Origin of the sequence: Candidatus Magnetaquiglobus chichijimensis (assembly GCF_045865675.1) — a bacterium.
Classification (GTDB): Bacteria; Pseudomonadota; Magnetococcia; order Magnetococcales; family Magnetaquicoccaceae; genus Magnetaquiglobus; species Magnetaquiglobus chichijimensis.
This window is the reverse complement of the sequence record NZ_BAAFGK010000002.1, coordinates 390,773-409,496: the sequence shown is the minus strand read 5'-3', so window position 1 is coordinate 409,496 and position 18,724 is coordinate 390,773. Positions and strand designations below refer to the sequence as shown.

Below are 18,724 nucleotides of genomic sequence, written 5' to 3'. Positions count from 1 at the left end.
GGCCATGCGCATTCTCGAGATCCGTCTGAAGAATCTCAACTCCCTGACCGACGCCTGGCGCATCGATCTCACCCATCCGGCCTTCACGCAAGATGGCCTCTTCGTGGTCACCGGTCCGACCGGAGCGGGCAAAAGCACCCTGTTCGACGCCATCTGTCTGGCCCTCTACGGCGCCACCCCCCGGTTGGGACGGATCACCGACTCGGACAACGAAATTCTCAGCCGGCGGCGCGGGGAGTGTTTCGCCGAAGTGACCTTCGCGGCTCGGGGCGGCGTCTACCGTTGCCACTGGCGCCAGCGCCGCGCGCGCGGCAAACCCGACGGCGCGTTGCAGCCCCCGGCTCATGAACTCGTCGAGGCCGACACCGGGAAGATCCTGGCCGAAAAACGCACCACGGTCCCCAAACGGGTGGAAGAGCTGACCGGCCTGGATTTCGACCGCTTCACCCGCGCCATGCTGCTGGCCCAGGGTCGATTCGCGGCCTTCCTGCAGGCCGAGCAGAGCGACCGGGCGGAGATTCTCGAACAGATCACCGGCACCGCGATCTACAGCGACATCTCCCGACGGGTTCACGAACGGCGCGCCGAGGAGCGTCGCGAACGGGAGCGGCTGGCGCGCGAGGTCGAGGCGTTGCCCATGCTCTCGGAGGAGGAGGAGGCGGGGCTGGCCCTCGAACGGGCGGTCGGATTGCTCGCCGAAGAGGCGCTCGGCAACCGGCTGACGGAGATCGATCGCGCCATCGGCTGGCGGGCCGGGCTGGTGGCGCTCGAAGGGTCGCTGTCGGAACTGGCGCAACGCCATGCCGACCGGGAAGAGGCCTGGCGGCAATTCGCGCCCGACCTGGCGCGCCTGCATGCCGCCGAACGGGCGCTCAACCTCGCCCCCGCCCATGCCCGGCTCGAACTGCTGCGCGCGGCCCAAACCCACGAGCAGACCGCTCTGCAGGAACTGCGCCTGGAGCTTCCCATCATGCAGACGACGCTTGCCGAGGCCGAAGCAGGCCGCGCACGGGCGCTTTCCCGTCTGGAGGCGCGGCGGACGGCGCAAAAGGAGGCACTCCCACGGCTCCATGAAGTTCGGTCGCTCGACATCCGCCTGACCGAGCAGGCCGGACCGATCCGCGCGCTCGACGACGAACTGGCCCGTCTCGCCACGGATCAAGCGCGGGAGAACGCCGCACTGCGGCAATCCCAAACCGCGCTGGAGCAGGTGGAACGGGACGCGGCCACCCTGCGCGCCGAATCGGATGCCAACCGCGCCGATGGCAACCTGGTGGAACATCTGAGCGGAATCCTGACGCGGATCGAGCTGTGGGAGGGACGACAACATCAGCACCGGACGTGGCTCAAGGCCTGCGAAGAGGCGCGAGAGCGGCTGGAAATCGCCAGCGCGGCCACCAACCAGGCGGATGCGGCCCTGGGTGAGGCCCGCGCGCATCTCGAGGCGCTCGCGGCCCGTCAGAACGAACGGCAGATCCATCGCGACGATCTGCTGGAAGGACGCGCCATCCCGCTCTGGCGCGAAGAGCAGATCCGCTGTCGCGAGCATCTTTTCCATCTTGAAACGCTCGTCACCACGCTGCGCAATCTGGAGACCTCCCGCGCCGATCACCAGACCCAGCTGGAACGTCGGGCGTCGATGCAGCGCAACAAACCCCTCCTCGCGACGCGACTGGTCGATCAGCAAACCCGTTTGCGGGATCTGGAAGCCGAGCGCGACCGTCTGGAGGCCGAGCGGCTCGCCAGGCAGGCGATGCTCAGCTTCGTCGAAGCGCGGAAGCAGTTGATCGCCGGTCACCCCTGTCCGCTGTGCGGAGCCACGGAACACCCCTTCACCCACGCACCCCACCCGGAAGGGGGGCCCACGCACGATTCATCCACGCTTCGCGCCACCCTGCGGACGTTGCAGGGCGAAATTCTGGAGAGCCAGCGCGCCCTGCTGCGCGAAGAGAGCGCCCTGGAGGAGCTGGAAACGCGGCTGGCGATCGACGCCAGGGGGCTCGAGGATCTCGAATCCGACGTTCGGCGTCTGGCGGGGATGCTGGAGTGGGATCCCTCCGCGCCCTTATCGGCCCACGATGGGCGTCGGCTGCTGGAGGAGACCCGGAACCGACTGAAGCGGCTGAACGCACGGCTCGAAGCCCTCGACACCCTCGAGGGGGTGTTGCACGGGCTGCGGGCCGAACTGGAGACGGCACGGGAGAGGGTTGCCGGGCGCGAGCGGGAGCAGTGGCGGGCGAGCACCGATCACACCGGCGCGCGGGAGTCCCTGGAGCGGTGCCAGGCGGAGTTGGCCGCGCTCGCGGCCACGGTCGGCGCGGCGCGCGAGGAGCTGGCGCGCACCTTGGCCGGATTGGGAATCGTGGTACCCGACGACAGGGATCCCGTGGCGCTGCGGCGCGCGTTGAGCGACCGCAAGGCGGCCTGGCTGGGATGCGTGGCGCGACGCGAGGCCAACGAGACCCAACGCCTGGAGCTGATCGGCGCCCGCGAACGGCATGTTCTGGAGATCGAACGGTCACGGCTGGCCATCCTCGAACGGGAGAGGCGGCGCCAGGACTTGCAGACGACCCTGGAGGGGTTGCGCGTCACCCGTCGGGAGCTTCTGGGGGAGCGGAACCCGGACGAGGAGGCGCGTTCCCTGGCCGCGTCCGTCGAGGAGGCCGAGGCGGATCTGCGTGCCCATGACGGCACGCTGGAACAGGCACGGAGCCAGCTGACCGAACGGCTGCAACGCCAGGCCGCCCTGGTGGAATCGCTGGGCGAACGGGCGACGACGCTTGCCGGCGAGGAGGCCGCCTTTCTCGCCGAACTGGAGCGTCTGGGTTTCGCGGATGAGGGAGAGTTCCGGCGCGCCTCGGCTTCCGAGGCGGAGCGGGCGGCATGGCGGGAGCGGTTCGAGACGCTGCAACGGCTCCAGGCCGAGATCGAGTCGTTGACCGCCGAGAAACGGCGGCGTCTCGAGGTCGAACGGGCGCTTCGGGTCACCGATCTTTCCGCCCTCCAACTCCAGACAGCCAGACAGCGGCAAGAAGAGCGGCGACGGCTGATCCGGGGTGCGTTGGGCGGTCTGGAGCGGATCTGGCTCGAAAATGCCGCCAAAAAGGAGGAGCTGGAGAGGCGGCGACAGGCGCTGACACGTCAAGAGGGGCTGTCGCGACGTTGGGAGCTGTTGCACGGCTTGATCGGCTCGGAGGATGGCAAACGCTATCGGGATTTCGTGCAGGGGTTGACCCTGGAGCGGGTGTTGACGAGCGCCAACCGGCAGTTGCGCGGCATGAGCGACCGGTATGCGTTGATTCAGGATCTGGAACAACCGTTGGCGATGCGCATTCAGGATCTCTATCAGGCCGGCGAGATCCGGTCGGCGCGCAATCTGTCGGGTGGCGAGAGTTTTCTGGTCAGTCTGGCTCTGGCGCTCGGATTGTCGAGTCTCTCCAGTCAGAACGCGCGGGTGGATTCGTTGTTTCTGGACGAGGGGTTCGGCACCTTGGACGAGGAGTCGTTGGGGATCGCCCTGGAGACCTTGGCCGGGTTGCGGCGCGAGGGCAAGGTAATCGGGGTGATCTCCCACGTTCCGGCATTGCAAGAGCGGATCCGCGCCCGCATCCGGGTGGTGCCGCGCGCGGGGGGGCGGAGCGTGATCGAGGGGCCGGGATGCACCCGGCTGGAAGGGTGAGCGCGTGGAGCGCGCGCATACCCCCTACCCCTCGGCCAACAACCGCATCAACTCCTCGGGGGAGATGCTGGACGCGGTCTGTCCGCCACCGAGCAACCCGTCGGCCAGATCGCGCTTGTGGCGGTGCAGATCGACGATCTTCTCCTCGATGGAGTCGCGGATCACCAGGCGATAGACCGTCACCGGACGCTGTTGCCCGAAACGGTGGGCACGGTCCGAGGCCTGATCCTCCACCGCCGGATTCCACCAGGGATCCATGTGGATCACGTAGTCCGCGGCGGTCAGGTTCAATCCCAATCCGCCCGCCTTCAGGCTGATCAGAAACAGATCCCCCACCCCGGACTGGAACGCCTCCACCGCCTCGCGCCGCGCGGCGGGCGGGGTGGCGCCATCGAGATACTGATAGACCAGCTTCTCCCGATCCAGCAACTCCCGGATGATGGCCAGATAGCTGGTGAACTGACTGAACACCAGCACCTTGTGACCATTGGCCAACAACTCCTCGAGCACCTCCGCGAACAACGCCACCTTGGCGCCCGGCAGACCGCACTCGGGCGCCACCAGCGCCGGATGACAACAGGCGCGCCGCAACCGGGTGATCTCGGCGAGGATCTGGAAGCGCCGATCCTCCTCCGGCCCCTGGATGGCGCTCAAACGCTCCACCGCGTTGCGGCGCAACGCCTCGTAAAAGGCCCGCTCCTGATCGTCCAGCTCCACCCGCAGGGTGATCTCGGTGCGTGGCGGCAACTCCTCGAGCACCTGACTCTTCAAACGCCGCAGCACGAACGGACGGATCAGGCTCTTCAAACGCAGACGCGCCTCGTCGTTGCCATCCCGCTCGATCGGCCCGGCGAAACGCTTGTTGAAGCGCTCCAGGGAGCCCAACAGGCCGGGATTGAGGAAACGAAAAATGTTCCACAGCTCGCCCAGATGGTTCTCCACCGGCGTGCCGGTGGTCACCATGCGGAAGGCGGCGGTCAACTCCATCACCGCCTTGGAGCGTTTGGTCATGCGGTTCTTGATCGCCTGGGCCTCGTCGAGCACCAGGGAGTTCCATTGGATGGCCGCGAACCGCTCCGACTCGTTCTGCATCAGGCCATAGCTGCACACCAGAACGTCGAACGGTCCCAACCCCTCCAACTGCTCCTGCCGGTCCGAGCCTCCGAACATCCGCAGGTTCAGGGTGGGTGCCCAGCGTCGGGACTCATCCAGCCAGTTCATGCACACCGAGGTCGGCGCCACCACCAGCGCCGGACCGCCCGGCGCCCGCGCCACCAGGAGCGCCAGCGCCTGCAAGGTCTTGCCCAATCCCATGTCGTCGGCCAGACAGGCCCCGGCTCCCCAGGAGGCCAGCCGCAGCAACCATCGCACCCCCTCCTTCTGGTATTCGCGCAGCTCGGCGGTGAAGGTGGAGGGGATCTCCGGCACCCAGTCGTTGACCCGCCGCAACCGTTCGATCTGTTCGGCCCAGGCCGGATCGATCCACCCTTCCCCGGCCTCGCGCATCATCGGCTCCAAGGCGGCGATGGCCAACGGATGGACCTGGCGTTTGGCCCCCGCGCTCTGGGAAAAGGCCTCGAGCTGGGCCAGCCGCTTGCGGAACTCCTCGGTCAGAGCCAGATAGCGTCCCTCGCCCAACGGCACGAAACGACCCTCGTTCCCCTCCATGAGTTTCAACAACTCTTGCAGACCGATGACCCGCGTCTCATCGACCCGCAACCCCCCATCCACCGCGAACCAATCCTTCTGCCGCTCGAAGGAGAGGCGCATCGCCCCGAACGACAACGGACGACTCACCCGCAACCGTTCGCCCTCGGGCCACTCCGGCTCCACGCCGTCCTCCAGATCGTGCAGCTCGGACAACAACTGCAAGCAGGACTCCGGCTCGTCGAAACTCCACTCCCATTCCCGATTGCGACTGGCATTCAGGATCGGCGAGGTCTTGAGCACCCGTTCGGCGCGCTTGCGTTCCTCCTTGAGATCCCGATGGGTCTGGGCACGACGTCCCCCCACCTCGGCGATCAGGGTGGACGCCCCCTCTCCGGGCGGCAACCACGGGCCGTCATCGCCAAACGGACGGGTCATGATCTTGATCCGCAACCCTTGATTATAGGGCAACACCTGCACCCGCGGTTTGGATGAGGCCTCGACCTCCGGCAGATGTTCGCCCACGCCGCCGATCCCGGATTGCAGGGTCGCCAGGGTGGAGAGTCCGGGCAGGATGCGCAGCACCCGTTCCCTCTCCCCCGCCGGGATCTCCAACCCCTTGCCGAGAATGTCGGCCACCTCCTTGTGACGGGGCAGGATCTCCACCACCCGACAGCGGGTCGGGGTTTCGCGCAGCGCGTAGGCACCGATGCGGGTGGCATCCTCGGAGAAGTGGATCAACAGCCGTCCCTGCTCCTCGCGCACGCACAACTCCGGCTCCCCGGCCACCACCTCCACGTTGACCGTCGGCTCCTCCTCCCAAAAGACCAGCGGATGGCCCACCAGAAGCGGCAGCAACCGATGCCCCTCCATGCGACTTTCGCGCGCGCCGTAGCGGTTGAAATCGACCTCCACCGCCGAGCAGAGCTTGGCATCCTGGGGCGACAGGCGACCCGGCATCAGGGTCAGCCCGCGCAGGGTGCGCTGGGTCAACACGCGACCACGGGTCCACTCGCCCTTGACGGTGGTCTTCTGTTCGCGGGCCGTCACGAAGCACTGGCCACTCTTGGGAACGCTGATCAACCAGATCAGACGACTCGCCTCGCGGGATTCGCCCTCACTGGCGCCGCCCTGGCTGTCGCGCAACTCGCCAGCCACATCCTCGAGAGCCTCCAGGGCCCACTCCCAGGTCGCCTTGGGACGGAGCATCGCGACCACGCAGCGCTGTTCACTCACCTCCCGTCCCTCCAGGACAGCCAGCAGCCCCCTGGCCTCGCGCGCCATCCAGCGGTGACCGTTCATCTCGGCCTGTTCGATCAACTCCGCCAGTTCGGACTGTTGCGTGCGCGCCTTGTCGGGCTCGACCCAATACTGGGCCAGCACCTGGAAAAAACGACCCGCCGGGGCCATGGATCGAAGGGTTCGGTTCGCCGGACCGCTCACCAGCTGGCGATGGATCGTCTGGACGAACACCTCCTCATCCATGGGGAGGTTCTCGTCGCGATCCAACCAGCTTTTGGCGGCGCGCACCCGGTTGTCCATCACCAGGGCCAGCGCGAACAACCCCTCGTAGGCCACCCGGAGCGGATCGTCCCCGGCGCGGAACAACCGGTCCATATAGTCCATGGCGGTGCGCCGATGGAGCCGGTTGCCGGTCTTGAGCAGGGCCAGAATGAAATAAAGGGCGCCAGGGTGACGCAAAAAGGGCTTCTTCCCCTTACTCTTGTTGCTTTTTTCGAAATTGCGCTGACTCTCCTCGAAGACCGGGAGCGCCCGTTCGTACTCCCCCCGCAGGGCGTGCCACCACCCTTTCAGGCACAACGAGGCATCGACGGGCAGCGGGCCGCGCAGAATCTCGCCGGCCTCCTCCAACCGATCGGAAAGAAGCAGCAGCACCACCAGCACATGCCGGAACAACGGTCCGTGCGCCTCATCAGACAGCGCACGCCTGGCCTCCAGCACCGGAATGATCCCCTCGAACGGCAGACAGCCACGGGTCACCTCGGCGATCAGACCGGCAAGCACCTCGGCTTGCAGCGCCGGCTCGCGCGCGGCGAACCAGTCGGGACGGAACGGTTGCAGACAGAGACGCACCAGCAGCGAGGGACGATCGAAATCGGGAAAGGCCCGTTCCGCCAGATTCAGGAAATAGCGCACCGGGTTGAGATCGTTCATGAACAGTCCGATGCGGATCTCGCGCACGCACAGATCCAGGGATACCGCGCGCGCCATGCCCCAGCTGTACTGGATCACGGCGGGAGTGGTCTCCTGGACGGCGGCAACCAGGGGCGCGAAGTTCTCCTCATCCTCCGCGAGCCGCTCCATCACCTCCCAGGAGATGGCCGCCGGCATGCGCACGCCATTCACGCCTCGGGAGATCTTCTCATCCACGAACATGCCCTCGCCCTTCAAGACGACCAGGGCCAGGTCGAGCTGATGGCTCAACCCGGTGCCGCGGGCGCCGGCAATGGCGGGCGCGCACTTTTGCAGCGCCTTGAAAAGCTCCGTGCGGGTCACCGGCAGATAAAAAATGGCGATCAACCGTGCGACGCACAGTTCCAGCGGAGAGAGGGAGGCGAAGCGCAATCGGGCATCCATGGCGTTCACCCCGCGACCGTGGAACACCAGGGCCGCGCCAGACAACGATCGCAGGCCGGTTTTCGGGCCATGCAGACATGACGACCGTGCAGGATCAACCAGTGGTGGGCATGAAGCAGGAAGTCGTCCGGGATGCAGGCGAGCAGATCGCGTTCGACCGCCTCCGGGGTTTTTCCGGCGGAAAGACCCAGCCGATGGGCGACGCGGAACACATGGGTATCCACCGCCAGGGTGGGTTGGCCGAAAGCGATGTTCAAGACCACGTTGGCGCTCTTGCGTCCCACGCCGGGGAGGGCTTCGAGCGCGGCCCGTTCCGAGGGGACCAGACCGTTGTGACGCTCGACGAGCAATCGGCTGAGGGCCAGGATGTTTTTCGCCTTGGTGTTGAAAAGTCCCAGGGAACGGATATGCTCGCGAATCGCCTCCTCGCCCAGGGCCACCATGGCCGCGGGATCGCCCGCTGCGGCGAACAAGGCCGGCGTCGCCCGGTTCACCCCCTGGTCGGTGGACTGGGCAGAGAGCACCACCGCCACCAGGAGTTCAAAGGGCGTGCGAAAAAGCAAGGCGCCACGGGGATGCGGATTGGCTTCCCGAAAGGCCTCGAAAAGTGCGATAATGTGTGAAGTATCCATAACCGGATGATTATCCCCGAATCCCAGCCGATAGGCAAAGGAGTTCCATGACCACGATCCTCGATAGCGTCTGTCCCCTCGACTGTCCGGGCGCCTGCGCCCTGAAGGTCACGGTTGACCAGGGCCGTCTGGTGGCCATCGACGGTCACCCGGACCATCCGCTCACCCGTGGCGTGATCTGCGGCAAGGTGACCCGCTATCAGGAGATCCAGCACGGACCACGCATCACCGAACCGCTGCTCCGGCGCGGTCCAAAAGGGCTTGGGGATTTCCGCCCCATCTCCTGGGACGAGGCTCTCGACCGCATCGCCACCCGATTCAACGAACTGCGCCGCGATCCGGGGCCGGAATCGATCCTGACCGTCTATTACGGCGGCACCATGGGGATCGTCCAGCGGCGCACCCACGACCGTCTCACCGCGCGGGCCGGCTTTTCCAGACTCGACGGCAACATCTGTTACGCCATCGGTTGGGCTGGCTGGCGAGCCGGCGTGGGTCTGGCCATCGGACCCGATCCCGTCGAGATCGCGCAAAGCGATCTGCCGATCCTCTGGGGAATCAACGCGGCGTCCACCCACATCACCCTGATGGGGCATGTCAAGCAGGCGCGGCGCAACGGCGCCAAACTGGTGGTGGTCGATCCCTACCGCAACCAGACCGCCAGGCTTGCCGATCTGCATCTCCCCTTGCGACCCGGAACCGATGCGGCCCTGGCCGCGGCGATGATGAACGTGCTCTTGCACGAAGGACTGGCCGATCGGGCCTATCTGGCCGAAAGAACCGATTTCGATGCCGAGATCGAAAAACACCTCGCGACCCGCACCCCAGAGTGGGCCGCGCCGATCACCGGCCTGGATGCGGAAACCATCCGCGCCTTCGCCCGGATGTACGGTCAGGCGCGGGCTCCGTTCATCCGCCTGGGGCTGGGCATGAGCCGCCAGAACAACGGCGCCGTGAACGTGCATGCGGTATCGTGTCTGCCGGCCCTCACCGGGGCCTGGAAAAAACCGGGCGGTGGCGCGCTCTTCGCGACCGGCGGCGCCTTCAACATCGCCACCGGTCCCATGCCCGCCCCCCACGCGCCGCACCCGACACGCCTGATCGACATGAGCCGCCTCGGGGAGTCGCTCACCAATCCCGAACTCGACCCGCCCATCCAGGGACTGATGATCTCCCACGCCAACCCGGCGACCACCTGCCCGGATCTGCAACGGCTCTACGTAGGATTGAGCCGTGAGGATCTCTTCAGCGTGGTCCACGAACAGGTGATGACCGATACCGCCCGATTTGCCGATATCCTGCTCCCCGCGACCACTTTCCTGGAACACGAGGATCTCTACAAATCCTACGGTCACTACGCCCTGCAACACGCCCATCCGCTGCTGCCGGCCACCGGCCAGGCGAAAAGCAACCACGATTTCGTCAACGCCCTGGCCCAAAGGATGGGCTTCGGGGACGCCTGTTTCCAACTCGATACCGCCGCGACCATCACCCGGATTCTGGCGGACTCCGGGCTGCCGCCGCTCGAAAACTGGGAGCGCCCCTGGATCGACTGCGCCCCTTCCTGGGAGGGGGTACACTTTGGCGATGGTTTTCCGCAACCGGACCGGCGGTTTCATTTCCGGCCCAACTGGACCGATCCGGCCATGCCCCGCCTGCCGGACCACTGGCCGGTCAACCATCGGGACGATCCGGCGGAAGCCGCGGCCTATCCACTGGATTTCATGACCCCACCCGCCATGGAGGTGCTCAACTCCACCTTTTCCGGCACCGCGCGCGCGCAAAGACATCCTCCGTTGTTGTGGATCAATCCGGCGGACGCCCAGAGGCGCGGCATCGAGGATGGGGATCGGGTGGCGGTCTACAACGGCGTGGGGCGGTTGACCATGCGGGCGCGGATCACCACGGAGGTGCGTGCGGGTTTGACGTTGTGCGAATCGAATCAGCCGGCAACGGCTTTTCCGGAGAGGATCGGATTGAACGCCCTCTCCCACGCCACGCGGGTCGCGCCGGACGGAGGACCGGCCCTGCACGACAACCGCGTGGAAGTGGTGCGGCTGCCTTGACGAAAGGGCTGCGTCACGGGAGCCGACACCCGTGACGCAGCGCATGCGGGAGAATCAGAAAACCGAATAGCGTACAGGCGGGGTCAACACCGGGATGGGGCGGGCGGCCCGTCTGGAGCGATGGTACTCGAGGATGAGAATCGCCAGGGCGGCGCCGGTGGCGTCGGCCAGAAGATCGAGCAGATCCGCATAGCGACCAGGTACGAAGAGTTGATGCCACTCATCGGTGACGCCGTAACCGACCGCATAGACCCAGGCCCACAGCCAGGGGTGACGCCAGGAGGTCAACTGCCGCATGGCGATCCAGGCGACGAAGGCCATGAAGCCATAGGCCATGAGGTGTTCGAGCTTGTCCTGGTTCTCGAAAAGGGCCCCCGGCAACTCCTGTCCGGTGATGGTGGAGAGCAGGAAGAGCACGATCGAGTAACCGATCAACAGTCCGATATAAAGCGCCTTTTTCTTCCAATCCATGGGGAGTTCCGGTTTATTGATCGCTTCGTGTTGCATTTTTTCCGACCATATCCTAGTGTTGAAGCGGAAGCCATCCTGAAGGCGCATGACCTTTGGCCACTCAAGCGGAGCGAGTCGAGATTATAGCAGAATGAAACCACAAATCCACCTAATTATCGCACTCCAGGGACCGGAACTTTCAGAATCCGAAACAACCTTCTTGAATCGGGTTCGTCCAGCGGGGGTGATCCTGTTCGGGCGCAATCTGAGTGCCGGTCTGAAACAAACCACAGCCCTGATCAAGGCGATCGGCAAGACCGCCGGAGCGCCGACGATCTGGATCGATCAGGAGGGGGGACGGGTGCAACGTTTGCGCGACCCCCTGACCCGCCATCCCAGTCCCTATCAGTTCGCCTTGTTGGCGCGCACGGATCCGATTCGTGCCGAACGGCTGCTGTTCACCGCCGGAAGGCTGTGCGGCGAGGAGCTACGCGCCCTGGGTATCGGAGTCAACTGCGCCCCGGTGCTCGACATTCGCGAAGCAGGCGCGGATCCGGTGATTGGCGATCGGGCCTTCGGCGCCCATTTTTCGGAAGTGATCATGAATGCCACCTCGTGGCTGCACGGCTTCCGTCAAACAGGTGTCATGGCTATCGGTAAGCATTTTCCGGGCCATGGCGCGGCCCGCGCGGACTCCCATCTCACCCTGCCGATACTCGACAAGAGCCTCAAGTCCCTGCAGAAATGGGAGCTGAATCCCTTCCGCGCCATGTTGGACTTTCTGCCCGGCCTGATGACCGCCCACATCGCCATGCCGCAGATCGACGACGGAGTGCCGGCCACCTGGTCGCGATCCCTGTTGCACAAATTGTTGCGTCAAAAATGGCGCTATCCGGGTGTCATCGTTTCCGACGCTCTGGAGATGGGGGCGTTGAACGGCTCGATGGAAGAGCGCGCCCGTCGGGCGATTCTGGCCGGATGCGATCTGGTGTTGTGCTGTACGGGCCGCATGGAGGACAACGAAGCGGTCATCGAGGGGATCGAGCGGGCCAGCCGAACGCTGGATGTCGGCGAGGATGAGGCCTCGCGCCGCCGCATTCGCCATGTGCTGGCCCCCTACCGGCTCGAACCCGGCGCGATCCGCCGTTTGCTCAAGGATCCAGGCTATCGCAAACGTCGCGCCCAGGTGGAAGCGGTCGCCGAAGAGGCGTTCGCCGTGGATCCCACCGCACCTGGCATTCCATCAACCCGAACCCATCACGAGTGAACCATGTCCTACGGCAGTCAACACATCCCCACCGAGATCCGTCAGAAACGGGCCGATCGGCTGGTCGAGATCAGCTGGGATACCGGCGAAAAGTTCAGCTACACCATGGAGTTCTTGCGGGTCTGTTGTCCATGCGCCAAATGCGTGGGCCACACCCCGGATCAGGCGCAACTGATCGATGGTCAGCAGGACGTCACCATCCGCGCCATCGAACCGGTAGGTCACTACGCGATCAAGATCAGCTTCAGCGACGGCCATGACAGCGGTCTGTTCTCCTGGGAGACCCTGTTCGATCTGGGCGCGCGCATGGAGGCGATCTGGCAGGATTATCTGGAGGCGTTGAAGTCCGCCGGCAAGCGCCGCAAGGCCAGCGTGATCCCGATCATGCAAGCCACCTGAACACGGGCCGGCACCCTGAAAGCCTCCAGTCGCACCAACGAACCGTTTTTTTTGGAGGGGGGCGGATCATCCCCCGCCCCCCACTCCCCGTCCAGGCACCCCACGTCCAAACGAACCGGGGCGCATGGCGGACACATCCCCCCCCCGCCCGTTCCCTACCCACGCCCCCACATCCAGGCGCGGCATGAAAAGGTGGCAGAACCGACCCCCCCCCAACCTCGGGCCTTCGAATCCGGGTGTCAGAGAAAAAATTCCATCCCCTGTTGAAAAAAACTTGCCCAAACCCGTCCCGATCGGTTAAAAGGATGCCTGCCATGCAAACGTCCCCATCGTCTAGTGGCCTAGGACGCCGGCCTCTCACGCCGGTAACACGGGTTCGACTCCCGTTGGGGACGCCATTTCTTTTTCGACAGTTTTTCTTCGAGTCCAGACCGCCCCACAAGGCGGTTTTTTTGTGTAAAAAAATTCCAATATTTTCAATAGATAGCCACTACGGTTCGCAAAACCACTCGGTGGGGTCCAGACCAGCGGGAGTCGGAAACGCCCTCTTTTTTCTCCTCTCTCCCGGAATTCTCCAAAAGCTGTGGACCAGACTTTTCATGCGCAATTTCAATGTTTAATACCAGCTTCTAATATTGGACCAGTTCGACTAGTCAAGATGGTTGTCGAACATGGGAACGAACTCTGATCCACACCCTGGTTGACCTGTGTGTCACCCTGTTGCGCGATACCAGGGCCACCAACAACTCCCTCGCCGCCACCCTGCGAGACTTGACCCACCACAACGCCCCCCCCGTCCGCACCGGGCTAAGAACACCAAAGAAGCGCTCATTCTTCTGGAGGAAATGGAATCCATGACGTGGGTTCGGCAAGCCCCCCGGCAGGTGGGCGAAAGTCTGTCTGGCTGGTGAACCCCAAGCTGGGGGAGGCGTTTATGGAACCCTCCCCATGTGCGTCATAAAGGCGGCCCGTTTGGCCCATTGACCTAACAGCCGTCAACCGCCTGTGAATACAGGGGAATAGTATGGGCCAGTGTGCGGCCCACCCCGGCCCATCAGCAAATCGGGCCAGCCAACGGGCCAAACCGGGCCAACAGGCGACCCATCAGAATGCTTTGAATATCAGCCTATTGCGTCCTAGTGGGCCATTGTGCCAAATAGGCCAGGGGTGTCGCCACCACCAACCCTGTGGAAATTGCCCGGGTCCTGGTTGGGGTGCTTGGAGGTGGGTTCCGCGAGACCCCGACACGTCGCCAGCGTACCATCCGCACATAAGGGGTTCCGGTTCCTTGGCCTCAACAATCTGAACCCACTACTGGTGATTGTGGGTATGCTCAATGGATACGAGAGTAGGTTCGCTGATTAAGAACTCTTTGTACTTGGCCGTTGTCAATTGCCCCAACCTTTTCTTGGATTTTATCTGTTGGATAACCCAATGCAGATAAATACCTAATTTCCCGGACCTGATCAGCAGTCAATCTATTTTCTCTGCCACAAATTACGGCTTCTGCATACCCTGGATCATTCCATTTTTCGGCGACCCCTGGGTTAGGAACTCCAATTCTTGGATGCTCATGGAGGTATCTATCCAACAATTCCTCACGTGACTCTGTGTCAATTGAGTCTGGCCCGGTTTGAATTGACAGTTTATGTAATGAACGCAACCCCTCATATCCGCCTGGAATCATGTTCAACCCTTTTCCATGCTTTGAGGAAAGGCTGTATTTATCAACCAAATACTCCTCTGTATCCATTGCCTGATCTTCAGACAGGCCAACAGCACAAAGAACAGTAATTATTCCGGACAATTTTGGGCGTGAATCAGAAATATTGTTCAATTCTGCTGCTCGTGCAGCGATAAGATCACCTAATTTTCTCGGAAATAATCGTTTTGATTGGTCACGAGTTGAGGCCGTGACATGTTCCATAAACCGCTTATTCCACCCGCGCTTCGTTATTCCATAATAAACAAACTCTTCTCCATTATTAGCAAACAGACCGTGAAGATACACAGAATATGTACCACTTAAACTTCTCCCTCCCTTTAACAGAGCACGCAGTGGGATTTCAAGTCTTATCGGAATATCAAGAGCGAGAGATCTCATTATAAAAAATACAATAGGAGCAGATTGCGTCTCGTCCTTTTTATTTATAACAGTGCAAGCGTAAAAAATTTTACCTGTGTCAACACTATATGTTTGAGTAACTTCAATAATTAATCGACCATCAATTGGCAAACTTGGGAAAAGAGCTGGATTCATCCCTCTTTGGTTCCATTTAACTATTGATGAAGGAATGCTTTTTATCTTGTTTAACTCAACAAGAGATGAGTCAAGAACTTCAGCGCAACGACTCACTTTGAGCGTCAGTCCATCAGTCAAATGATACATTGATGAAAGGTCAACAAATTTTAATTTCTCGCTCATAAGAAATTAAAGGTTCCTCGCTGTTTCACGTGGGTAGGGTGAAGTTTAACTTGCCCCCGATGGGGTGGGCCATAGTGATGAAGTTGGCGTCCGAGCGGTAGCCTCTGGCCCGTGCCTTGGCGGCCTGGAGGAGGCTATTGAAGCCCTCAACCAACGGTGGTCAGGCCGCTATGGAACCCGTTGAGTACACCATCCCAGTGGTTCTTGATGGTTTTGGCAGCAGCCACAATGGGCGGCAGACGGCTATGGGTTGCCCAGAAGTACCATTTTTTCAGGAACGCTTCGCCTTCTTGGCGGGAACGGGTTTGGAAAAGTTCCTGGAGTGTCAGACGGATCTGATAGGCCCTGGCGGTCTTGAGGTTACGCTCCTTCAATGTCGCCAGCGTGGCTTGTTGTTTGGCAGTCAGGTTGCCCGGATTCTTGAGCTGTAGTTGAGCCAGATGTAGCGGGTCTTGGACAGCGCTGGCGCGTGCGCACCTCCTCGCGTCGGACCTGATCCACAGCATCCTTGACCACCTTCATGATATGGAAGCGATCAAACGTGATCTCGGCATTGGGAAACGGCTCCTGCACCCCGGATATAAAAGCTGGCGACATGTCGCAGCAGACCTCCAATACGCTCTTTGGCTTACCTTTCCTGGCCGTCAGATCCTGGGCAAAGGCTTTCACGGTTTCCTTGTCTTTTCCCTTGGTTGCGAAGAGCAATTGGCTTTTATCCATGTCAAAGAACAGGCTGATGTAATGATGTCCGCGCCTGCTGGCTGTCTCGTCCATGCCTACCCGTCCAACATTGGACAGATCCAATCGCTTTCTGGCAGCGGCGACATGATGCCGAATGATTCGCACAAGCGGGTGTCGTGTACGCCGAGGAGGTAGGCCACTTGCGCTACGGGCATTTCACGAACCAACACCATGATCAATGCTTCGAACAGCAGCGTGAACCCACTGCCCGGTCGCGACCAAAGGCCTCGATCTTTTTGACGCCACAGCCCTGATCGCACTCCACACGCGGAACACGCGCTGTGAGCCACGCCTCATGCTGAAAAAAATTGAGATGCCGCCAACTCTTCTCGGTGGTGTCATAGGCTTTGGCCCCTTTGGAGCCACATGCCGGGCAGGTGAAAAGGCTTCCAAGAGGAAAACCGATGGAGATGTCCAACCTGCGCTTCTCTGGAGAGAAGCGGATGTTCCAAACTTCCCAGGGTGGGGTCAGTCCCAAAGCCAGTGTGAACAGGGTGGACGGGTCCATGTGCGCCTCCTTGGATGGTTACCAAAGCGCACATATTATCACACCCTACCCACGTGAAACAGCGAGGAGCCCCGGGACGACTTCACCCCTTTTCGTCGTGGTAGTAGGTCGCGGCGATCTTCTGGATCTCCGGGGTGTTGAGGTAGGGCATATATCTCTTGTCCTCGCCGAGGATGTGGCCGACCAGCCACTGGTTCAGAAACACCACCACCGCGTCCACCACCGCGTTGCGGGTTTCATCGTCCTGGGCCTTGTTGAAACGGGAACGGAATTCGCACAGATTCTCGCGGATCTTGTCGTGCAGTTCCTCGTGCTCATCCAGATCCACATAACCGGCCTTGCGCATCAACCGCTCCTCGAACCGGAAATGGCTGGTGACATAGCCGCGCAACTGCACAAAAATCCGGTCCAAGGTCGATTCGGTGTCGCCGTTGTGGACCGAATCCATCAACAGTCCGAACAGTTGAAACAAACGTTGATGCTGATCATCGATGGGGCCAACCCCGACGCTGTATTCCGGTTTCCACATGGCCGTTATCCTTGGTATCCTGATGGAGTCAAGTTGAGGATGATGCGCGCAATGGTCTGTGCAGTCGATAAAATTAGTTGATAAGCGAGAACGCCCCCCCAGGCAAGCAAAAAAACGAGCAAGATCAAAAATTTCCGGATCAGCTTATCATGATATTCTGAAATTAAAATATTGATGGTGGAATTGCGGAACTTTTTGGTATAGCATCGACTCTATTCTGAAATGTAACCATGCAACATTATTGGCAAGCCAACACATCGGCTTGATGGGGAAACACCCCCACCCCACCCGCAGATCGCCTGGCGGAAGGGGCGAAGTGAACTTGGCCTGATGGGGGGATTCCCCTCACCCCCGACCGTAGACCTTTCTGACGAGAGTTTTACGGTAAAATAAGAATCAATATAATAATCGTCTTTGGTTTTTCATAAGCGTCACGGGAGCGACCTCATGAGCGAACAACAACAAAAAAATGATGAAAAGTTTCAACTCAACCCAACCCCAATGATCGACGATCTCGAAAAAGGGCCCTGGCCGAGCTTCGTCAAGGGGTTCAAGGAAACCGCCCAACGCACCGGCAAGACCATGGTGCGCGGTGTGCTCGATCAGCTCAATTACTCCTACGAGACCCGCATGGGGTACTGGAAAGGAGGCGTGGTCGGCGTGCATGGATACGGCGCTGGCATCATCAGCCGCTACAGCATGATCGGTGACAAGTTCCCCGAAGCCACCGAGTTCCACACCATGCGCATCCAGCCGGCCCCCGGTCTGCACTACAGCGCCAAATCCCTGCGCGAGATCTGCGACATCTGGGAAAAATACGGCTCCGGCCTGCTCTCCATGCACGGCCAGACCGGCAACCTGCAACTCCAGGGGATCAAGGCCGAAAACGTCCAGGCCTGCTTCGACGAACTCAACCAGCTCGGCTGGGATCTGGGCGGCGCCGGCGCCACCGTGCGCACCGGTCTCTCCTGCGTCGGCCAGGCCCGCTGCGAGCAGGCCTGCTACGACACCCTGCACGTCCATGGCAAGGTGCTCTCCTACTACGCCGATCTCACCCACCGTCCGCAACTCCCCTACAAGGCCAAATTCAAGTTCTCCGGCTGCCCCAACGACTGCACCAACAGCATCCAGCGCAGCGACTACTCGGTGATCGGCACCTGGCGCGACGACATCAAGATCGATCAGGCCGAGGTGGCCAACTTCATCGACGCCAAGGGACTCGACTACCTGGTCAACAACGTCATCACCCGCTGCCCCACCAAAGCCATCACCCTGAAAGGCAAGGAGATGGTCATCGACAACCGGGACTGCGTGCGCTGCATGCACTGCCTGAACGTCATGCCCAAGGCGCTCTCCCCCGGCGACGATCGCGGCATCACCCTGCTGGTGGGCGGCAAGGGACACCTGAAGGTCGGCAACATGCTCGGTTCCGTGATGGTCCCCTTCATGAAGATGGAGACCGACGAGGATGTGGATGCCTTCATCGAACTGGTGGACCGCATGATCGACTACTGGTCGGAAAACGGTCTGGATCACGAGCGCATCGGCGAGTGCATCGAACGGGTGGGCATTCAACAGTTCCTGGATGCCGTCGGCCTGGAGGCCACGGTGGAGATGATCGCCCATCCGCGCGACAACCCGTTCTTCAAGGCGGGCGAGTACAAGGCCGACGACGAGAAGGATGACGACGAGGAGCGCGACGCCGCCTGATGGCGCGCGTCCATCCGCTTTCCGTCAATCCCGATCCATTGAATCGATCCTATCTTAGGGAGTTGCAGCACCC

The 18,724-nt window shown here is 61.9% G+C and carries 10 protein-coding genes, 1 tRNA gene and 1 pseudogene; 6 read left to right on the top strand and 6 right to left on the bottom strand.

What is annotated here, in order from left to right; genetic code table 11:
- Nucleotides 1-4 precede the first annotated feature (4 nt).
- Complete coding sequence (locus ACOY6C_RS03700; protein ID WP_420904125.1) at nt 5-3,679, top strand: AAA family ATPase; 3,675 nt, start codon at nt 5-7, stop codon at nt 3,677-3,679.
- A 24-nt stretch (nt 3,680-3,703) separates the two neighbouring features.
- On the opposite strand, the gene ACOY6C_RS03695 is transcribed toward ACOY6C_RS03700, so the two are convergent.
- Nucleotides 3,704-7,969, bottom strand: coding sequence for a DEAD/DEAH box helicase (locus ACOY6C_RS03695; protein ID WP_420904124.1), 4,266 nt, complete (start codon nt 7,967-7,969; stop codon nt 3,704-3,706).
- On the bottom strand, nt 7,930-8,556 hold the full coding sequence (gene nth / locus ACOY6C_RS03690; protein ID WP_420904123.1) for an endonuclease III: 627 nt from the start codon (nt 8,554-8,556) through the stop codon (nt 7,930-7,932). Before nth ends, ACOY6C_RS03695 begins: the two co-directional genes overlap by 40 nt.
- A 47-nt stretch (nt 8,557-8,603) precedes the next feature.
- On the opposite strand from nth, the gene ACOY6C_RS03685 reads away from it, so the two are divergent.
- Nucleotides 8,604-10,622 (top strand): molybdopterin-dependent oxidoreductase, encoded by a 2,019-nt coding sequence (locus tag ACOY6C_RS03685; RefSeq protein ID WP_420904122.1) that lies wholly within the window; start codon nt 8,604-8,606, stop codon nt 10,620-10,622.
- 54 nt (nt 10,623-10,676) lie between these two features.
- On the opposite strand, the gene ACOY6C_RS03680 is transcribed toward ACOY6C_RS03685, so the two are convergent.
- Nucleotides 10,677-11,129 (bottom strand): VanZ family protein, encoded by a 453-nt coding sequence (locus ACOY6C_RS03680; RefSeq protein ID WP_420904121.1) that lies wholly within the window; start codon nt 11,127-11,129, stop codon nt 10,677-10,679.
- A gap of 94 nt (nt 11,130-11,223) precedes the next feature.
- Between ACOY6C_RS03680 and nagZ the strand changes: the two genes are divergently transcribed.
- The 3 genes from nagZ to ACOY6C_RS03665 all read left to right on the top strand — a co-directional run bounded on the left by nagZ (nt 11,224) and on the right by ACOY6C_RS03665 (nt 13,136).
- The gene (nagZ, locus tag ACOY6C_RS03675; RefSeq protein WP_420904120.1) at nt 11,224-12,339 is read left to right on the top strand and encodes a beta-N-acetylhexosaminidase; all 1,116 of its coding nucleotides are present in this window, start codon (nt 11,224-11,226) and stop codon (nt 12,337-12,339) included.
- Between the two features lie 3 nt (nt 12,340-12,342).
- A complete protein-coding gene (locus ACOY6C_RS03670) occupies nt 12,343-12,738 on the top strand; it encodes a gamma-butyrobetaine hydroxylase family protein (RefSeq protein ID WP_420904119.1) in 396 nt (131 codons plus the stop codon).
- Between the two features lie 322 nt (nt 12,739-13,060).
- A tRNA-Glu gene (locus ACOY6C_RS03665) sits at nt 13,061-13,136 on the top strand.
- A gap of 935 nt (nt 13,137-14,071) precedes the next feature.
- Here ACOY6C_RS03665 and ACOY6C_RS03660 read toward each other — a convergent pair.
- The 3 genes and pseudogenes from ACOY6C_RS03660 to ACOY6C_RS03650 all read right to left on the bottom strand — a co-directional run bounded on the left by ACOY6C_RS03660 (nt 14,072) and on the right by ACOY6C_RS03650 (nt 16,941).
- On the bottom strand, nt 14,072-15,163 hold the full coding sequence (locus ACOY6C_RS03660; RefSeq protein WP_420904118.1) for a hypothetical protein: 1,092 nt from the start codon (nt 15,161-15,163) through the stop codon (nt 14,072-14,074).
- A gap of 25 nt (nt 15,164-15,188) precedes the next feature.
- Nucleotides 15,189-16,412: pseudogene (locus ACOY6C_RS03655) on the bottom strand (ISL3 family transposase).
- 82 nt (nt 16,413-16,494) lie between these two features.
- Complete coding sequence (locus ACOY6C_RS03650; protein WP_420904117.1) at nt 16,495-16,941, bottom strand: bacteriohemerythrin; 447 nt, start codon at nt 16,939-16,941, stop codon at nt 16,495-16,497.
- A 447-nt stretch (nt 16,942-17,388) separates the two neighbouring features.
- Here ACOY6C_RS03650 and dsrA point away from each other — a divergent pair, with 447 nt between their 5' ends.
- On the top strand, nt 17,389-18,651 hold the full coding sequence (dsrA, locus tag ACOY6C_RS03645; protein ID WP_420904116.1) for a dissimilatory-type sulfite reductase subunit alpha: 1,263 nt from the start codon (nt 17,389-17,391) through the stop codon (nt 18,649-18,651).
- Nucleotides 18,652-18,724 lie beyond the last annotated feature (73 nt).